The sequence below is a fragment of the Paenibacillus psychroresistens genome, from assembly GCF_009728935.1.
In the GTDB taxonomy this organism is placed as follows: Bacteria; Bacillota; Bacilli; order Paenibacillales; family NBRC-103111; genus Paenibacillus_AC; species Paenibacillus_AC psychroresistens.
In genome coordinates this window covers 5,141,563-5,155,915 of the sequence record NZ_CP034235.1, presented here as the reverse complement: position 1 = coordinate 5,155,915, position 14,353 = coordinate 5,141,563, and the positions used below count along the sequence as shown (strand labels likewise).

Annotated in this window: 17 protein-coding genes and 1 pseudogene; 15 read left to right on the top strand and 3 right to left on the bottom strand. The window is 40.4% G+C overall.

Going from position 1 to position 14,353, the window contains the following annotated elements:
• The first annotated feature begins 157 nt into the window (after window positions 1-157).
• The 4 genes from EHS13_RS23670 (at window position 158) to EHS13_RS23655 (ending at window position 5,365) form a co-directional block, all read left to right on the top strand.
• Window positions 158-616 carry an HD domain-containing protein gene (locus tag EHS13_RS23670; RefSeq protein ID WP_227013496.1) on the top strand — a complete coding sequence of 153 codons (459 nt, stop codon included), beginning with the start codon at window positions 158-160 and terminating at the stop codon, window positions 614-616.
• 39 nt (window positions 617-655) lie between these two features.
• Complete coding sequence (locus EHS13_RS23665) at window positions 656-1,252, top strand: hypothetical protein (protein WP_155702757.1); 597 nt, start codon at window positions 656-658, stop codon at window positions 1,250-1,252.
• 339 nt (window positions 1,253-1,591) lie between these two features.
• A complete protein-coding gene (locus tag EHS13_RS23660; RefSeq protein WP_155702756.1) occupies window positions 1,592-1,792 on the top strand; it encodes a hypothetical protein in 201 nt (66 codons plus the stop codon).
• Window positions 1,793-1,888: 96 nt separating this feature from the next.
• Window positions 1,889-5,365, top strand: a complete 3,477-nt coding sequence (locus EHS13_RS23655) for a hypothetical protein (RefSeq protein ID WP_155702755.1) — start codon at window positions 1,889-1,891, stop codon at window positions 5,363-5,365.
• Between the two features lie 193 nt (window positions 5,366-5,558).
• Here EHS13_RS23655 and EHS13_RS23650 read toward each other — a convergent pair whose 3' ends face one another.
• On the bottom strand, window positions 5,559-6,470 hold the full coding sequence (locus EHS13_RS23650; RefSeq protein ID WP_155702754.1) for an AraC family transcriptional regulator: 912 nt from the start codon (window positions 6,468-6,470) through the stop codon (window positions 5,559-5,561).
• Between the two features lie 181 nt (window positions 6,471-6,651).
• Between EHS13_RS23650 and EHS13_RS23645 the strand changes: the two genes are divergently transcribed.
• The 3 genes from EHS13_RS23645 to EHS13_RS23635 all read left to right on the top strand — a co-directional run bounded on the left by EHS13_RS23645 (window position 6,652) and on the right by EHS13_RS23635 (window position 8,768).
• Entirely contained in the window at window positions 6,652-7,158 is a 507-nt protein-coding gene (locus tag EHS13_RS23645) for an SDR family NAD(P)-dependent oxidoreductase (protein ID WP_155702753.1), read from the top strand.
• A gap of 5 nt (window positions 7,159-7,163) precedes the next feature.
• Entirely contained in the window at window positions 7,164-7,817 is a 654-nt protein-coding gene (locus EHS13_RS23640; protein WP_162463222.1) for an FtsW/RodA/SpoVE family cell cycle protein, read from the top strand.
• A 321-nt stretch (window positions 7,818-8,138) separates the two neighbouring features.
• A complete protein-coding gene (locus EHS13_RS23635) occupies window positions 8,139-8,768 on the top strand; it encodes a class I SAM-dependent methyltransferase (RefSeq protein ID WP_155702751.1) in 630 nt (209 codons plus the stop codon).
• 152 nt (window positions 8,769-8,920) lie between these two features.
• Here EHS13_RS23635 and EHS13_RS23630 read toward each other — a convergent pair whose 3' ends face one another.
• Window positions 8,921-9,835 (bottom strand): AraC family transcriptional regulator, encoded by a 915-nt coding sequence (locus tag EHS13_RS23630; protein WP_155702750.1) that lies wholly within the window; start codon window positions 9,833-9,835, stop codon window positions 8,921-8,923.
• A 195-nt stretch (window positions 9,836-10,030) separates the two neighbouring features.
• Between EHS13_RS23630 and EHS13_RS23625 the strand changes: the two genes are divergently transcribed.
• The 4 genes from EHS13_RS23625 (at window position 10,031) to EHS13_RS23610 (ending at window position 12,882) form a co-directional block, all read left to right on the top strand.
• Window positions 10,031-11,044 carry an aldo/keto reductase gene (locus EHS13_RS23625; protein WP_155702749.1) on the top strand — a complete coding sequence of 338 codons (1,014 nt, stop codon included), beginning with the start codon at window positions 10,031-10,033 and terminating at the stop codon, window positions 11,042-11,044.
• Between the two features lie 203 nt (window positions 11,045-11,247).
• Window positions 11,248-11,403, top strand: coding sequence for a hypothetical protein (locus tag EHS13_RS23620; RefSeq protein ID WP_155702748.1), 156 nt, complete (start codon window positions 11,248-11,250; stop codon window positions 11,401-11,403).
• A gap of 301 nt (window positions 11,404-11,704) precedes the next feature.
• The gene (locus tag EHS13_RS23615; RefSeq protein ID WP_155702747.1) at window positions 11,705-11,938 is read left to right on the top strand and encodes a hypothetical protein; all 234 of its coding nucleotides are present in this window, start codon (window positions 11,705-11,707) and stop codon (window positions 11,936-11,938) included.
• Window positions 11,939-12,075: 137 nt separating this feature from the next.
• Entirely contained in the window at window positions 12,076-12,882 is an 807-nt protein-coding gene (locus tag EHS13_RS23610; RefSeq protein WP_155702746.1) for a class I SAM-dependent methyltransferase, read from the top strand.
• A gap of 33 nt (window positions 12,883-12,915) precedes the next feature.
• Here the strand turns inward: EHS13_RS23610 and EHS13_RS37590 are convergent.
• Window positions 12,916-13,116 (bottom strand): annotated as a pseudogene (locus tag EHS13_RS37590) (nuclear transport factor 2 family protein); the annotation flags it as partial.
• A gap of 190 nt (window positions 13,117-13,306) precedes the next feature.
• Here EHS13_RS37590 and EHS13_RS23600 point away from each other — a divergent pair.
• From EHS13_RS23600 to EHS13_RS37265, 4 genes are all read left to right on the top strand, one after another.
• Window positions 13,307-13,498: an SDR family NAD(P)-dependent oxidoreductase gene (locus tag EHS13_RS23600; protein WP_155702745.1), complete on the top strand. Its 192-nt coding sequence runs from the start codon at window positions 13,307-13,309 to the stop codon at window positions 13,496-13,498.
• 63 nt (window positions 13,499-13,561) lie between these two features.
• On the top strand, window positions 13,562-13,771 hold the full coding sequence (locus EHS13_RS23595) for a cupin domain-containing protein (RefSeq protein ID WP_155702744.1): 210 nt from the start codon (window positions 13,562-13,564) through the stop codon (window positions 13,769-13,771).
• A 3-nt stretch (window positions 13,772-13,774) separates the two neighbouring features.
• A complete protein-coding gene (locus tag EHS13_RS23590; RefSeq protein WP_155702743.1) occupies window positions 13,775-14,032 on the top strand; it encodes a cupin domain-containing protein in 258 nt (85 codons plus the stop codon).
• Window positions 14,033-14,073: 41 nt separating this feature from the next.
• Window positions 14,074-14,196 carry a hypothetical protein gene (locus EHS13_RS37265; protein ID WP_264373548.1) on the top strand — a complete coding sequence of 41 codons (123 nt, stop codon included), beginning with the start codon at window positions 14,074-14,076 and terminating at the stop codon, window positions 14,194-14,196.
• Window positions 14,197-14,353: the final 157 nt, after the last annotated feature.

Sequence of the window (14,353 nt, the reverse complement as noted above, 5' to 3'; positions counted from 1 at the left end):
TTGGCTAACTGTGTTGAGAAAAAGATCCTTCGGGTTCTTTTTTTTAATTTTTCCATCATGGTCGCAGAAGTAACGGGCAGATTCGTGTAACAAACTTATTTCTATATGTTAAAATAAGACAAACTAAAATAATAATAGGAGGATAACTAAATGGATATTGAAAGGTTTAGGTGCAATGGTATTGTCCGAATATGCCAATGAGAGTAATTTAGATATGTTAAAGGTACTTAAGATAATTTTGCTCCATGACATCGTTGAAATTGATGCTGGAGATACATATGCTTATGGTAATGCCAACTTGCTGGATAAAGTCGAAAAAGAAAAGAAAGCCGCAGATAGAATATTTGGATTATTACCACATGACCAAGCAAATCAATTTATGGACATCTGGAATGAATATGAGGATGGAGAAACAGCAGAGGCAAAATTTGCGCAAGCTATGGATAGTTTTATGCCAATCCTTCATAACTATAAAACCAATGGTTTACAATGGCAAAGGTTGGGGGCTACAAGAGAGAAAGTTTTATCAAGAAATAGAAGAATTGAGAGCGGCTCCAAATTCCTGTGGAATTATATTGAAGGTATTGTTAATGATGCGGTTGAAAAGGCTATTTGAAGCCTTAAGTTTGTATTAAATATAATTGGAGGATCTCAGTTGAAAATTAAATCTAAATTCATTATTCTTGTATGCTGTTTATTTCTCATTAGTCTCCTTAGTGCATGTGGGAAAAGTGAAAAAACACCGGATGTAGGAGGGGCTGTTTCACTGGTAAAATCATATGGGACGTTGGATGAGTTGGTTTCAAATGCCGTAGAAATCGTGGAAATTAATGTTCTTAACCAAGAAACTTTTACTTATAAGGATATTCCCTTTACAATCTCTTCTGTAACTGTATTATCTACTTTGAAAGGTTCCGTATTAAAAGGAGATACCATACGGATAGTTGAAACAGGCGGGGAATATAATCCGACTGATAAGGAAGGTAAAGCATTGCCGAAAACAACATTTAAATTAAATGGTATTCCTGTCCTGGAGAAGGGTGAGCATGATATTATCATGTTAAGCAAATTTATTGGACCACAAATAGAAGGAGAAGCATATACACCACTTGGTGTATATCAAGGGCGATTTAGATTTGATTCGTCAGGCCAACTTATTCAACAAGCCCCAGATAAAGAGAGATTAAAGGATTATAAAATATCAAAAATAGATGTGTTCACTGAAATAATAAATAGCAAAATAGACAATTAAATTATTCATTTTAAGATGCCAGAGCTGTCAAATTGGGCACAAAGCCGTATTGCATATTGTATGCAGTCTAGAGAAATATCTGGAAGAAACGACACGGAGCTTGGACCGAAGGACAATACGACTAGGGCTGAGGTAGCGGTTATAATACAGCGACTTCTTATAAAATTAGAGCTGATTTAATTGTACGTGTGAGATTACCCAATTTTTAAGAATATCTAATTCTATTAATCCATTTTTAGAGTCGATATCTACATGGAATATTCCCAAATATTTGAAAACTATTAACCGAATATTGCTTATGTTACGATCCTCCTCCTTAACACGGGGAGGATTTTTTTTATGATACAAGATGAGATTAAGCAAGTTTGGCAAGGTCATATTGCTGCATATCAGGCTAATAGGAAGGGGACATCCGATGGGCTTTCCCGGGTTAAAGGACCTTTGGGACCAGCGAACTATCGGTATTTTGCAAGACAATTTCATTTACAATATGTTCACGCTGAATTGACTGCCGCAAAACAAATGATAGATATAATTTGAAACTGAAAGCAACGAGCAGGCACATCAAACATCATAAGAGGAGGAAGCTGGGTAGGATTTGTAAAAAACAAAAGGAAAATATAGGAGGATAATATAATGAAAAATAAAGCTAAGGTACTTGTAACCACTTTTATGACTTTAACCATGTTGTTTAGTCTGGCTTACGGTGCATGGGCAGATTCTAATAGCTCGGCAGATTCTAATAGTTTTAATGAAGAGAAGGGGAAAGCTAAGGATATAACTTCTTTGGGATTTTCGTCTAATGTAAGAGCGTCAGACACATTCTCTTTTAAGACAGCTTCAGCAAAGGGAAAATTAAATATTTCAAGTGGTAGAGTTCCAGATAATATCTCAATAAATGATGGTGCGAGTAATATAAATTTATCTAATGCTAAAATCAGTTTACTAGAAGGCACAGATGGAATTGCCTATTCAATAACAAATTTACCTCAAGTGGATAAGGCTAAATCTTACACTTTGAAAATTAGCAATTCTAAAATTTCTTTAGATAATATTGCCTTTAAACCGGAAAATTCATCTAATACGGATCTTAGAATGCTAAATAACGCCATTCACATATCAAGCATCGACAATGCAAATAGCTCAATTTACATGGTGCCTCATTATAATGTTGAACAATTGCTTGCTGAAATTGACTCAACAGACCATTATATTCAAAATTATTCGGTTACAGATAGCTCGGGAGCAGAAAAAAGCCTGTCTGATGAAATAGTTAATAATGATATATTAACGGTTGCTGCTGAAGATGGAACGGTCAAAAAATTTACGATTCATCTATCAACCTTAAAAGCAAACCTGCAGCAATATACAATTGGACAAACTCAAGATATAACTTTGGAATATTCCATTAATAGAACCACTCCGGAAAGAAAATATTTATACGGAACGTTAACCTTTAATTTGCCGGATGGAATAACAGCTTCATCTAAAGATACTTTCGATTTAATTGGCCGCGGTTCCGTACAATTAAATAATGCTGCTATAGCTGCGGCAAAAGATTATAACCATTCAGGAAGAAACTGGGTTAGAGATATTAACTCTAATGAAGATTTACGAACAAAAGTGGAAATAACCAATGGTGGAAAAACGGTTTCTATCAAGAATACAGATTTTAGCGCCTACAATGGTGTTGACGTTATTCTTATTCTGAAAAACAAAACAATTCCCAGAAAAGGCGGAGCTTTCAGTGCAACCTTTAGCGGCAAGGCTTATTCAGGAACACCACGTGAAGTGGATTATACTGAAACAGGAACTTCAAAATTCAATGTTACCTCCAATGTAACAAATTTAGTTAGAAAAGCGGATGAGGTTTCTTATATTAAACCAACAACTGTTGTTCTGGAAGCTGATTCATTAAATAAACATGCTGCCGTTTATGCAAGCTTGGATAAAGGTTTAACCTGGGTTAATACTGGAGAGGTTTTAAAATCACAACAAGCCAAGCTTACTAACCTTTTACCAGATACAAACTATTATTTTAAGCTTGTAACATCGGATGGAAGCTCAAACATGGTAAGTTATTATTCAGGTATATACGACGTAACGAATTTTGGAGCTGTTGCTGACGCAACGGTAATAAGCAGCACTTATGACATTATTAAATATACCGGAACAGATAATTCTGTTTCTATTAATGCAGCTATTGCTGCAGCAAGCAAAAATGGCGGAGGTAAGGTTTACTTCAAAGGAAACTCGAATTTCGCCTCTAATAGCATACATTTAAGAAGCAATGTATATTTATATTTTGACAAAAACTCTCAACTAATCGCTTTAGATAATATTGACTCAAGAGAAAATAGTTTAAATTATCCTTTCGCATTGGGGCAGGATGACGGTCACGGCTATTGGGAAGACGCGCTGATGTGGGGCGTTCGTGTAGAAAATATTAAGATTGTGGGGAATTCCGCTAAATTTTATGGCAATATGAATTTATACACGGGCTATAGTACTCCTGCAGTTCCTGGTAGAGGAACTAAAACCATTTCGTTGAAGTTATCTAAAAATATAGTTATCGGCGGAATAGATGAGGATAATATTCTGACCTTTGAACAAGGTGGCTGGTTCTCCATATTAACTACTGGCTGTGATGACATTAGAGTTCAAAATATTCTATTGCCTAACTCATCTTCCGATCGGCAAAGAGATACCTTCAATTTTATGCAAGACAACAACGCCTCTGCTTACAATGTTACAACTTTAAAGTCCAGTAATGATGTAGCCAAATTAGGAAGTGATTTTTCTTTAGGCTTTATTAGACACGTTTCTAATAATGATATTGAAAAAATTGTTGCCGGTGACATAGATGGCGGAAATGTGTTCCAATTAGGCTCAGAAACAGTTGGAGATATTAAAGATATTAAAGTGAAAAATTTATCTCTAACAACCAATGCTAACAAAACGGGCGTTGCCATATGGGTGAACGACGGATCAAATATAAGTAACGTAACCTTTTCAGATTTAAAATTAGAAAACACCTCTGGTGGAATTGCTTTTGGTGTAACTCCGCGATTTGAAGGCGCCGGGTTGGATGAAGATGGAAGCCTGCAAACATCAAGACTGCCTCTTGGAATAAGAAGGCCTGGTTCTATTTCGGATGTAACGGTGGATGGGGCTGTTTTATCGAAGAACGCTGGTGGAGATGGAGCATTCCCAATTGTTATTCAAGGCTACAAACGGTTTCCAAGCACTGGTGCGGCAGGCACAATTGACGTTGGCTCTGTAGGAACTATTGTAGATGGAAAAACATATCCAGTTAGAAATATTACAATTAAAAACCTTAAGCTAATGGCTTCCTATAACCCTGCTAAAACGGCTTCCATGCCGGTTTTATCAAATGCTGCACAAGTGATAGCTGAAGCTAAAAATGGAGGCAACTATAGAACATCAACCTATGCAAATGCTAATTTGTTCCCTGCATATGGTATTCTTCTGAAATATGTAGACGACATAACTATCAAAGACAGTTCAATACAATATGAAGATATTTTAAGAAATGATAGATTTGCTATTGTAATTGATAATGGAACAGATGTTAACTTAAGCAACCTGAACATTTTACAAGGCGGGTTAATTGGCAGTGCTATCCAAGTTAGAGGTACCTCAAGTTATAATTTTAAAAATATAGCTGTTAAAACGTTCATTAAATCTTATAAAACACAGTCTGCAAAAGTCTATCCTAAAGCAAATGGCAATACCAAATTTGACAGCTCCGTACAGGCAAATTTATCACAATCCTATGTTTTCCCAAATATCGTCTCTGACACAGGTGTAGCTATTGCCTTTACAAGCACACATATTAACTCTGTTTCAGACCGTGCTATAGACATTAAAGCTGGAGCTACGGTTGGAAATGTTCTAGACGAGTTAATATCCCTATATGGTGTTCAAACCATCTCAGTTGTGGATGGCAGTGGAAATGCGGCTGCTTTAACGGCAGCTGTTACAACAGATAATAGTCTTAAAGTTATTTCAGCGGATGGAACAAAAACTAAGTTATTGGTATTTACAATCGATGGTGCTGTACAGGTAAATTCATTAATTGATGCAGCTTAAGCGTATTAACATCTCTAGTTTCTAAAGCTATCAACTGGAAAAGGGCTGTCCCAAAAGTCATTGAAAGATGACAGAGGGAAGCCCTTTTTTGTTTTTTAACATAATAACCATTCATTAAAAACGGGATAGTTTAGTTTTAATGATTCTGTCGAGAGGGGTTCTTGATGCAAGCTTGAGTTGTTTACTTTAATATTTAAGTTTTTTTGGCTCGAATAGTCTGGATATCTTTTAGGGGCGGCAGACCAAAAAGCCGTTTGTATTCGCGGTTAAATTGCGTCAAGCTTTCATAGCCGACCTGAAAGGCAGCTATGGTCACATCAACTCCACCGCCTAATAGGATTCTTCGTGCTTCTTGAAGTCTAAGCTGCTTTTGATATTGTATGGGAGTCAGTGTGGTTACTGCCTTGAATTTATGATGCAAAGTAGAAGTGCTCATGTTGCCGATACGGGCAATCTGATCCACCGTAATCGAGCGATCGAAATTGGCCTTAACATGATGGATTGCTTTACTGATTCCTGAAGTTTCATGATGTAAGAGCATGCTATTATAAAACACTCCTCCATCCTCTCCGATTAGGAGGCGATAGATAATCTCTCGTTTCATTGTTGGAGCGAGAAAGGCAGCTGTTTGAGAATCAGAAGAGAGATGAAGGAGCCTTTCAAACACCAAAAGCACCTCGAGTCCTATGTTCCCAACAAATGCACCTTCTCTTAGTTGATTCTCTTGTCTTGGTTTAATATTAGCTTCTAATACAACGGATGCGATTTCTTCTGAAGTAAATATAATCCTAATAGCCGTATAAGGCGCTTCAAGTGAAGCTTTCAAAACCTGCCCGCTAATCGGCATGTCAATGCTTGAAGAAATATAGTTTCCTGCACCATATTCAATCGATTTTTCGCCTATAATCAGTTTTTTATTACCCTGGATTACAATACATATGGAAGGATCAAGGATTCCGCTTTCCACAACAGATGGCTTAACCTCTCTTAACAAAGAAAGAAAGGGGATGTTAGTTTGAAATGTTCCATGGAAGAATGAAAACTGTGACATGAAGTCCAAAAGACGGCTCATCACGGATTCGAGTGTTTCAGAATTGGAGATCATCTTAGTTTTCCTTTCCTCGATATATCGATGGTTATTGTCATCTTTTATATGCAAATCATAGTTTTAGGCAATAAATAAATACAATCCAACTATCATCCTTATTATAATCAATTTAAAATGAGGTTAACAAGCCACGATATAAGGTTTGTTGTGGAGTGATTTTAATCTAGAAGATGATTACATGTCAAAAGTATGGTTAGTTACCGGCAGCGCCAACGGTTTGGGGCGGAATATCACAGAGGCTGCGCTCACTAAAGGCGATCGTGTTGTCGCAACAGCCCGAAAGCCTGAGCAGCTTGCCGATTTAGTTAATATATATGGCGATCAAATTCGTGTTGTTCCTCTGGATGTGACTGACGAAAATGCGGCAAAGTCAGCCGTTAATGCAGCAATCGACGCATTCGGACAACTTGATATTCTTGTAAACAACGCCGGATACGGAGATATTCGACCATTTGAAGAGACGAGTGCCGAGGACTACAAGAAGTTGATGGATACCAACTTTTACGGAGTCGTTTATCTGACACGGGCGGCTCTGCCCATTATGCGGAAGCAACGCAGCGGTCACATCATTCAAATCTCATCTGTCGGCGGTCGTTTTGCTACCGCAGGCGGTACCGCTTATAACGCTGCAAAGTGGGCAGTTGGAGGCTTCACTGAAGCATTGGTGTACTGCGGGGACTTTTAATTCTGGTGGTACCCAGCATTATTTATATGATGGTACCTGCAATACCGATTCTGTCCATGTATTTGCTGGTTTCATTCATTCTATTTGGCTGGCTCAGCCGTAAATGGCTACTAAGTTCGTCAATTGCTGCGGGGTTATTCTTAATCGGAATTGTTTATGCTTGGTCTACTCCTTTTCTTTGGAATAGATTAATGGCAGCAATAAATCCATTGAATGATCCTTCTGGTGCCGGATATTTGTATATACAGAGTGCTGCTAGTATCCGTTCTTCCGATTGGTGGGGAAAAGGCTTTGGAGCTTATGAAAATCATTTGCCTGCGTTCCAATCAGAAATGTTGGTTATCTACTTGATAAACTGCTTCGGATGGGGGGCTGGACTCGTACTACTTAGTACCGTGATTTGGTTTCTCACACGGTTAGTGTATTCTTTCAAAGCGGTACGAGAACCATACGGAAGAACCTTAATTCTTGCTTTGTCGATGCTGCTTGCGATCCAGCTTGTTTACGGGCTTGCTATGGCAAGCGGAAAATTGTTGATAATCGATCTTCCTATCCCATTCCTCAGTTATGGCGGCAGCCATTTGATGATCGAATATGCTGTTGTAGGATTATTGCTTGGGGTTTATCGAAGGAAGGACATGATTCCTTACAGAAGCTAGTTCAATTGACCGCTCTTATGGGCGGTTTTTTAAATATTCCGTATTTCCCTAAAGCCGAAGCATACGAGCAGGTGATAGATTTGGTGATACGGAACTCGGAATGTTTTGTACTTGGGGAGAAAATTACGACTGATGTGGTACAGTGCCATTATACAAGTGTATTAGAAGCACTGGAACCTTACCTAGTGTGTCACAGGATTCGTTATGGCAAACGATTGAATCAGAACAGTAGTTTAAATAACGGAAAAATTCATTAAGTCACGTATGATATGATTGCAAGATAGCATACCAATTAAAATAAAACATAAAGGAGATAGAGATATGACGGAATTCTGGGAAGCAAGTTTTATAGAAAAACAAACGATGTGGGGATTTGAACCTACAGACTCCGCAATCGTGACAAAGGACTTTTTCCTCGAAAGGGATGTAAAGGACATACTGGTACCAGGTATTGGATATGGCAGAAATGCAAAGGTTTTTATTGACAATGGAATAAAAGTAACAGGTATTGAAATTTCAAAAACAGCGATTAACTTGGCGAGACAGAACGGGATTGATATTCGAATTTTTCATGGTTCAGTAACGGATATGCCTTTTGATAACAAACTTTATGACGGTATATTTTGCTATGCACTTATTCATTTATTGAATAATCGTGAGAGAGAGAAGTTTATTAAAGATTGCTACAATCAGTTAAAGCCAAATGGATACATGATACTTACGACTGTTTCAAAAAAAGCCCCCATGTTTGGAAAGGGTGAACAATTAGATAAAGACTATTTCGAGGTAATGGAAGGCATAAAAATGTTTTTTTATGATTCTGAATCCATAAAACAAGAATTTGAAAAATATGGATTGGTAGAGTTTTCGGAAATTGACGAACCAAATAAGGAAATGAAAAATAAACCTCCAATAAATTTTATAATTGTAAAATGTAAGAAAGAACTATAATTACACAGTTAGAGTGCTAACGAATTAGTATAGTGGAATTGCTTGGAAGAGCAGTTCTTTTTATTATATTAAAGTAACTGCTGGTTTTGGAGTATATGAACATATAGATGAAAGTATGGAAAACATCCCAGAATTTCATACGCAAATGTAACCTACTCCCTTCGCAGCCGATTGATATCGCTGATCGGGGGGAGACCAAACAGGCGGGCATACTCGCGGCTGAATTGGGAGGGGCTTTCGTAGCCGACTTGAAAGGCGACGTCTGCAGCATCCGCAGATTCGGACAATAAAATACGACGTGCTTCCTGCAGCTGTAACTGTTTCTGATATTGGAGCGGGCTCATTGCTGTGACTTCTTTGAAATGCCGATGCAGAGTGGATGGCGCCATGTTGGCGATCGAGGCGAGCTCTTCGATACGCAATGGAATGGTGTAATTCTGCTTAATCCGCTGCACGACGTTGGCAATCCGGTTTGAGCTGCTTCCGCTCATGGCGATCTGTATTAGCGCATTACTCTGTCCTCCGCTTAAGAGCCGATATAAAATTTCTCGTATAATCAGCGGTGAGAGTACCGGTACATCCTCCGGATTATCTAATAACCGGACCAGCCGGATAACGGCATCCAAGAGGGGAAATCTCGCTTTGGCTACAAACAAAGCTCGTTGTGAATCTCCCTTGGCAGGGACTGGCTGATCCATACCGTTCATCAAGTCAAGGACATCTTTCGGGTCAAATTTGAGCTGGACGCATAAATAGGGAGAGTCTGGCGTCGCCTGAATTATTTGTGCGGAAACAGGTAAAACCAAGGACACGACCAAATAGCTGGAGGGACCATACGTATAGCTTTCGTCCCCCAGTATGACTACTTTGGTGCCTTGGGCGACGAAGCAGATGGTCGGTTCATGAACGGAAAACGAAGGAAATGTCGTAACCGAGTTGCGTATCATGGAAAGTGCCGGAATCACTGTCGGGTGAATCCCGTCCCCGTCCGTATTATTTTCTATAAGCTGGGCCAACTCTGTTTGATATGGAACCAGGGGATCTTGGTGAGTAGGTGAATTCGTCATGACTTTCCCTCCTTATTTCCTTATCGTTATTATACGCTCTTTGAGAGGTAGACAAAACGGAACGAGAGGATTAGGCAATGATTTGCAACCAATTGACTATCTCCTTGCATCTCAACTGAATCATAATCAAGTTGAAAGGAAGGAGGAATCTTCAACCACAGAGATTCCAAGTTCACAAAAAAGGAGGACAAACATATGAAATACAGAATTCTCGGGGCAACCGGCCTATCGGTTAGCGAGTTCGCTCTTGGGACGATGATGTTCGGAGCAATGGGTAACACCGACCATGACGAATCGGTCCGCATGATCCACACGGCTATGGATGCCGGTATCAACTTTATTGACACAGCTGACGTATACTCCAAGGGAGAGTCCGAGGAGATTGTCGGCAAGGCGCTTAAGGGAAAGCGCGATAAGGTGGTGCTTGCAACGAAGTTCGGCTTACCGATGGGACAGGATGCCAACCAGAGTGGGGGAAATCGGCGTTGGATCATCCGCGCGGTCGAGGATAGTTTGCGGCGGCTCGGCACCGACTACATTGACCTCTACCAAATGCATCGTCCTGATCCGAATACGGACATAGGTGAGACACTCTCAGCCCTCTCCGATCTAATTCGTTCAGGCAAGGTTCGTGCTATTGGTTCCTCCACTTTTCCGGCAGAGCAGATCGTCGAAGCACAATGGGCCGCAGATAAGCACGGACATCACCGCTTCCTCACGGAGCAGCCGAGGTACTCAATCCTCAATAGAACGAACGAATCGGCTGTGCTCCCCTCGACGCAACGCTATGGAATGGGTGTTCTATCCTACGGGCCTCTGAGTAGCGGTTGGTTGTCAGGAAAGGTGGATCCTACTACAGGCAACCGCGCATCGCTGCAAACACGTGCATTCGACCTCTCGATACCGGGAAATCAAGTGAAATTGGCGGCTGTCCAGCAGCTCACTCAACTTGCCGCAGAGACGGAAATGCCATTAGCACACCTGGCAATCGCGTTTGTCCTGTCACATCCGGCTATAACGTCCGTCCTTATTGGCCCACGGAAACCAGAGCAGCTCGAGGATCTTTTGGCTGGTGCGGACGCGGTACTAAACGAGGATATCCTTGATTGGATTGACGAAATCGTTCCTCCAGGTACAGATCTCAACGTAGCAGACAATACCTTCTTGATGAATCCTGCCATAGAAAACAAGCGTCTACGCCGCAGATAAACGAACCCCTATGTTCATTACGAGTAACGATTGTTCGAATTAACCGCTCATATCATGGGAAGGCATATTGTCAGCAGAACGTTTTTAAGACAATTCTAGCAGATTAGAAGGATATATCTCGCACCTTCAACTTATATACATATTGTATCGTATTTAAGTTTTATGATACAATATGTATATTAAAGCGAAGGAGGAATGTTGAATTGTACATTACAATCATTGATCCGGAGATTAAACGTTTGGATAAACTTGAAAGCTATTTCAATCATTTTGACATTGGAAATCGTTACGGAATTAGTTTTAAAGAGTTTGTTCGAAAAGTGGATGCAGGCACATGGGTAGCATATCTGGCATCATGACATACAATTTCAATCTTTTTTCAAGTTACGTATTCCGGTAACATCCTACGAGAAGGGCTGCCGCTTGGCAGCTCTTCTCTCCATTAACGGGACAAGCTAGTGTATGAAAAAAGAAATATAGATTAAAACCTCCCAGCTTAAGTAAAGCGAGACTTTAAAAAAATAATTTCTTCAACTAATATAGTTACTAAATACATAGATACAAAGAAAATCCTTATCCATTATAATAAGAATATGCAAAGTCGAGTGATATCGAGCAACACTCTGGAATCATCTGCGGGGTGGGAAGAGAGGTGAGATTTTGGCCAACATAGATAAACGAAACAAATTGGATGAAGAAGTCTTTACTTACGAAGTTACTAAAGATCTGAAAGTGTTTATTTACTGGAAAGGTAAAAGAATAACGATCCTCTCTGGTAAGTTGAGCGACAAGTTCATCAGCAAGATCCAGCTTGCCAGTCCTAAGGAAGCCCAATTAATCATGGCTAAGGCGACAGGCAACTTTAAGCACGGAAATGAAAAGGATAATAAATAATGAGGACTGCATTTTTATAGAGGCAGTCTTCTTTTTTGATTTAACTAACTGGCAGGATACCCAAATTATAACGCAGAATCACTTTATATCGGAAAACCCAACGTTATCCAAAATAAGGTTGAGTGTAAGGAGGTATTATGAATTCGAAGAATGATAATATAAAATTACGTGAGTTATTTGAACAAGTCGCGAATATTTATCAGCAGGCACGCCCGGATTACCCGGAAAAAATGTTCGATGATTTAATCCATACGACAAATTTGAATCCAGATGATCGTTTACTGGAAGTGGGTTGTGCTACAGGAAAGGCTACTCTCCCGTTAGCCAAGCGCGGATTAAAAATCACGTGCGTAGAACTTGGAGCTGAGCTCGCTACAATTGCCCGTCAAAACCTTGTCGGAATGGACGTTGACATAATCAACGGGAGCTTCGAAGACTGGCAACCAGAGGCAGAGAATGGGTTTGATCTGGTATTTGCTGCAACCGCTTGGAAATGGATTGATCCTGAAGTTCGGTACATTAAGGCATGGCAGGTCCTTCGTCCCGGCGGACACCTGGCATTTTGGAACGCAGATCACGTTTTTCCAGACGGTGGTGACCCATTCTTCCGTGAAATTCAAACCGTTTACTATGAGATCTGCGAAGGTAAATCGGTAGAGAACAACGATTGGCTGCGCCCGGGGGAACTTCACGAGCAAAAAGATGAGATTGAGAAAAGTGGCCTGTTTGAGGTTGTTCACATACGACATTTTGATTGGGAGTGCATTTATCAAGTTGACGAGTACATTAAACTCCTCGGAACCTTCTCAGGGCACATACTTATGGAGGAATGGAAACGCGACAAACTCTTTAACGAAATCCGAGTTCGCCTCAATAGTCGTCCAGAAAAGTCGGTTCGCCGCCACTGGGGTGCTGTTCTCCATGTAGCCCGTCGAAAAGATTGACATTGGAGATAATGGCTTTTCATCGATTCGATCAATCTCCGGCAAATGCCCGTGGTGAATGGAAGGGGCTGCTCCATCAAGGTTCTCAATCACCGTGCTCATTTCTTCCCCGTCTTTAAACGCATGTCCATCCGGTTTAAGCTTCTCGTCAGCCGTAAAAAGCGGTGCTAATCCAGACCAATTTTTCTCATCCACAGAGCGCAAATAACGTGCTTTCAATTTTTTTATCTCTTCTTTATGAGATAGATGAAGATACCCACTTGTAACCGTACTTGAAGAACACCTCTAACGCCATCGCAACAATAGGGTTTTATTTATCGTCAATATTTCCTTTTTATACTAATTGACACTATGTGTCTATTTGTCTATTATATACATATAGACGATTTAAGTAAATCGTCTAATAAATTAAAGAGGAAATATCATGTCACAGCCAACCACACAACAGTTCGCTGGAAGGACTGCTCTCATCACTGGTGGAGGTACCGGTATCGCTCGGGCTGCTGCAATTGCGCTGGCTGCCGAAGGATGCGCCATAACCGTCGCAGGTCGCACTGCTTTGACTCTGGAAGATGTTGGAAAGTATATCTCGCAGTATGGACATCCCGTAAAGTAACGCAGAAGGAAAGAATAATGAATCAGGCTGCAGGCAAGAACGGTGTTTCGAAAAAAATACAACATGAGATTTAAGGAGAATGACAACATGAGTAAACCAGTTGTTAACTACGCTAAGGATCTCGTATGGTTCGACACAATGCCAGGTGAGCAAATGACCGTGCGCCTTCATAGCAATCAAGTTGGTGGAGCAATATCTATCGTTGAAGCGCGTGTACCGTCTCTGATGGGACCGCCGAAGCATATCCATAACGAACGCGAAGAAACATTTTAAGTTCTGGAGGGTACTTTCCGTTTCCAAGTTGGCGACGAGGAATTTGATGCCACTCCTGGAACTAGTGTCTTGGTTCCTCGTGGCACACCGCATACGTGGGCTAACGTAGGTCCTAATACGGGGAGGATGTTGTTCATCTTCACGCCGGGTGGAATCGAGGATTTCTTCCCTGAAATCAGTCGTCATTCTCTCGAGGAAATTGTTCAAATCGCCGCTGACAATGACACAGTAATTATTGGACCTCCAATGGTCGTGGAATAATCAATTTTGTAAATAGTGAATTTGACAAGGAGAGATTATTGATGAGTACTCTCGTTCTTGTTCATGGATCATGGCACGGAGCTTGGTGCTGGAATAAAATTGTCCCGCTTATGGAAAACGCAGGACACAAGGTGGCAACCTTTGATTACCTGGTCATGGCTTAGATAAAACGCCAGTGCATGAAATTAAGTTGCAATATTATACGGAAAGTTTAACCCGTATTTTGGATAACGAATCGGAGCAAGTTGTTTTAGCTGGACACGGACGAACCATAGTTGGAGGCTATGCTTAATGATACTTAAAGAAGGACACCTGAAATCA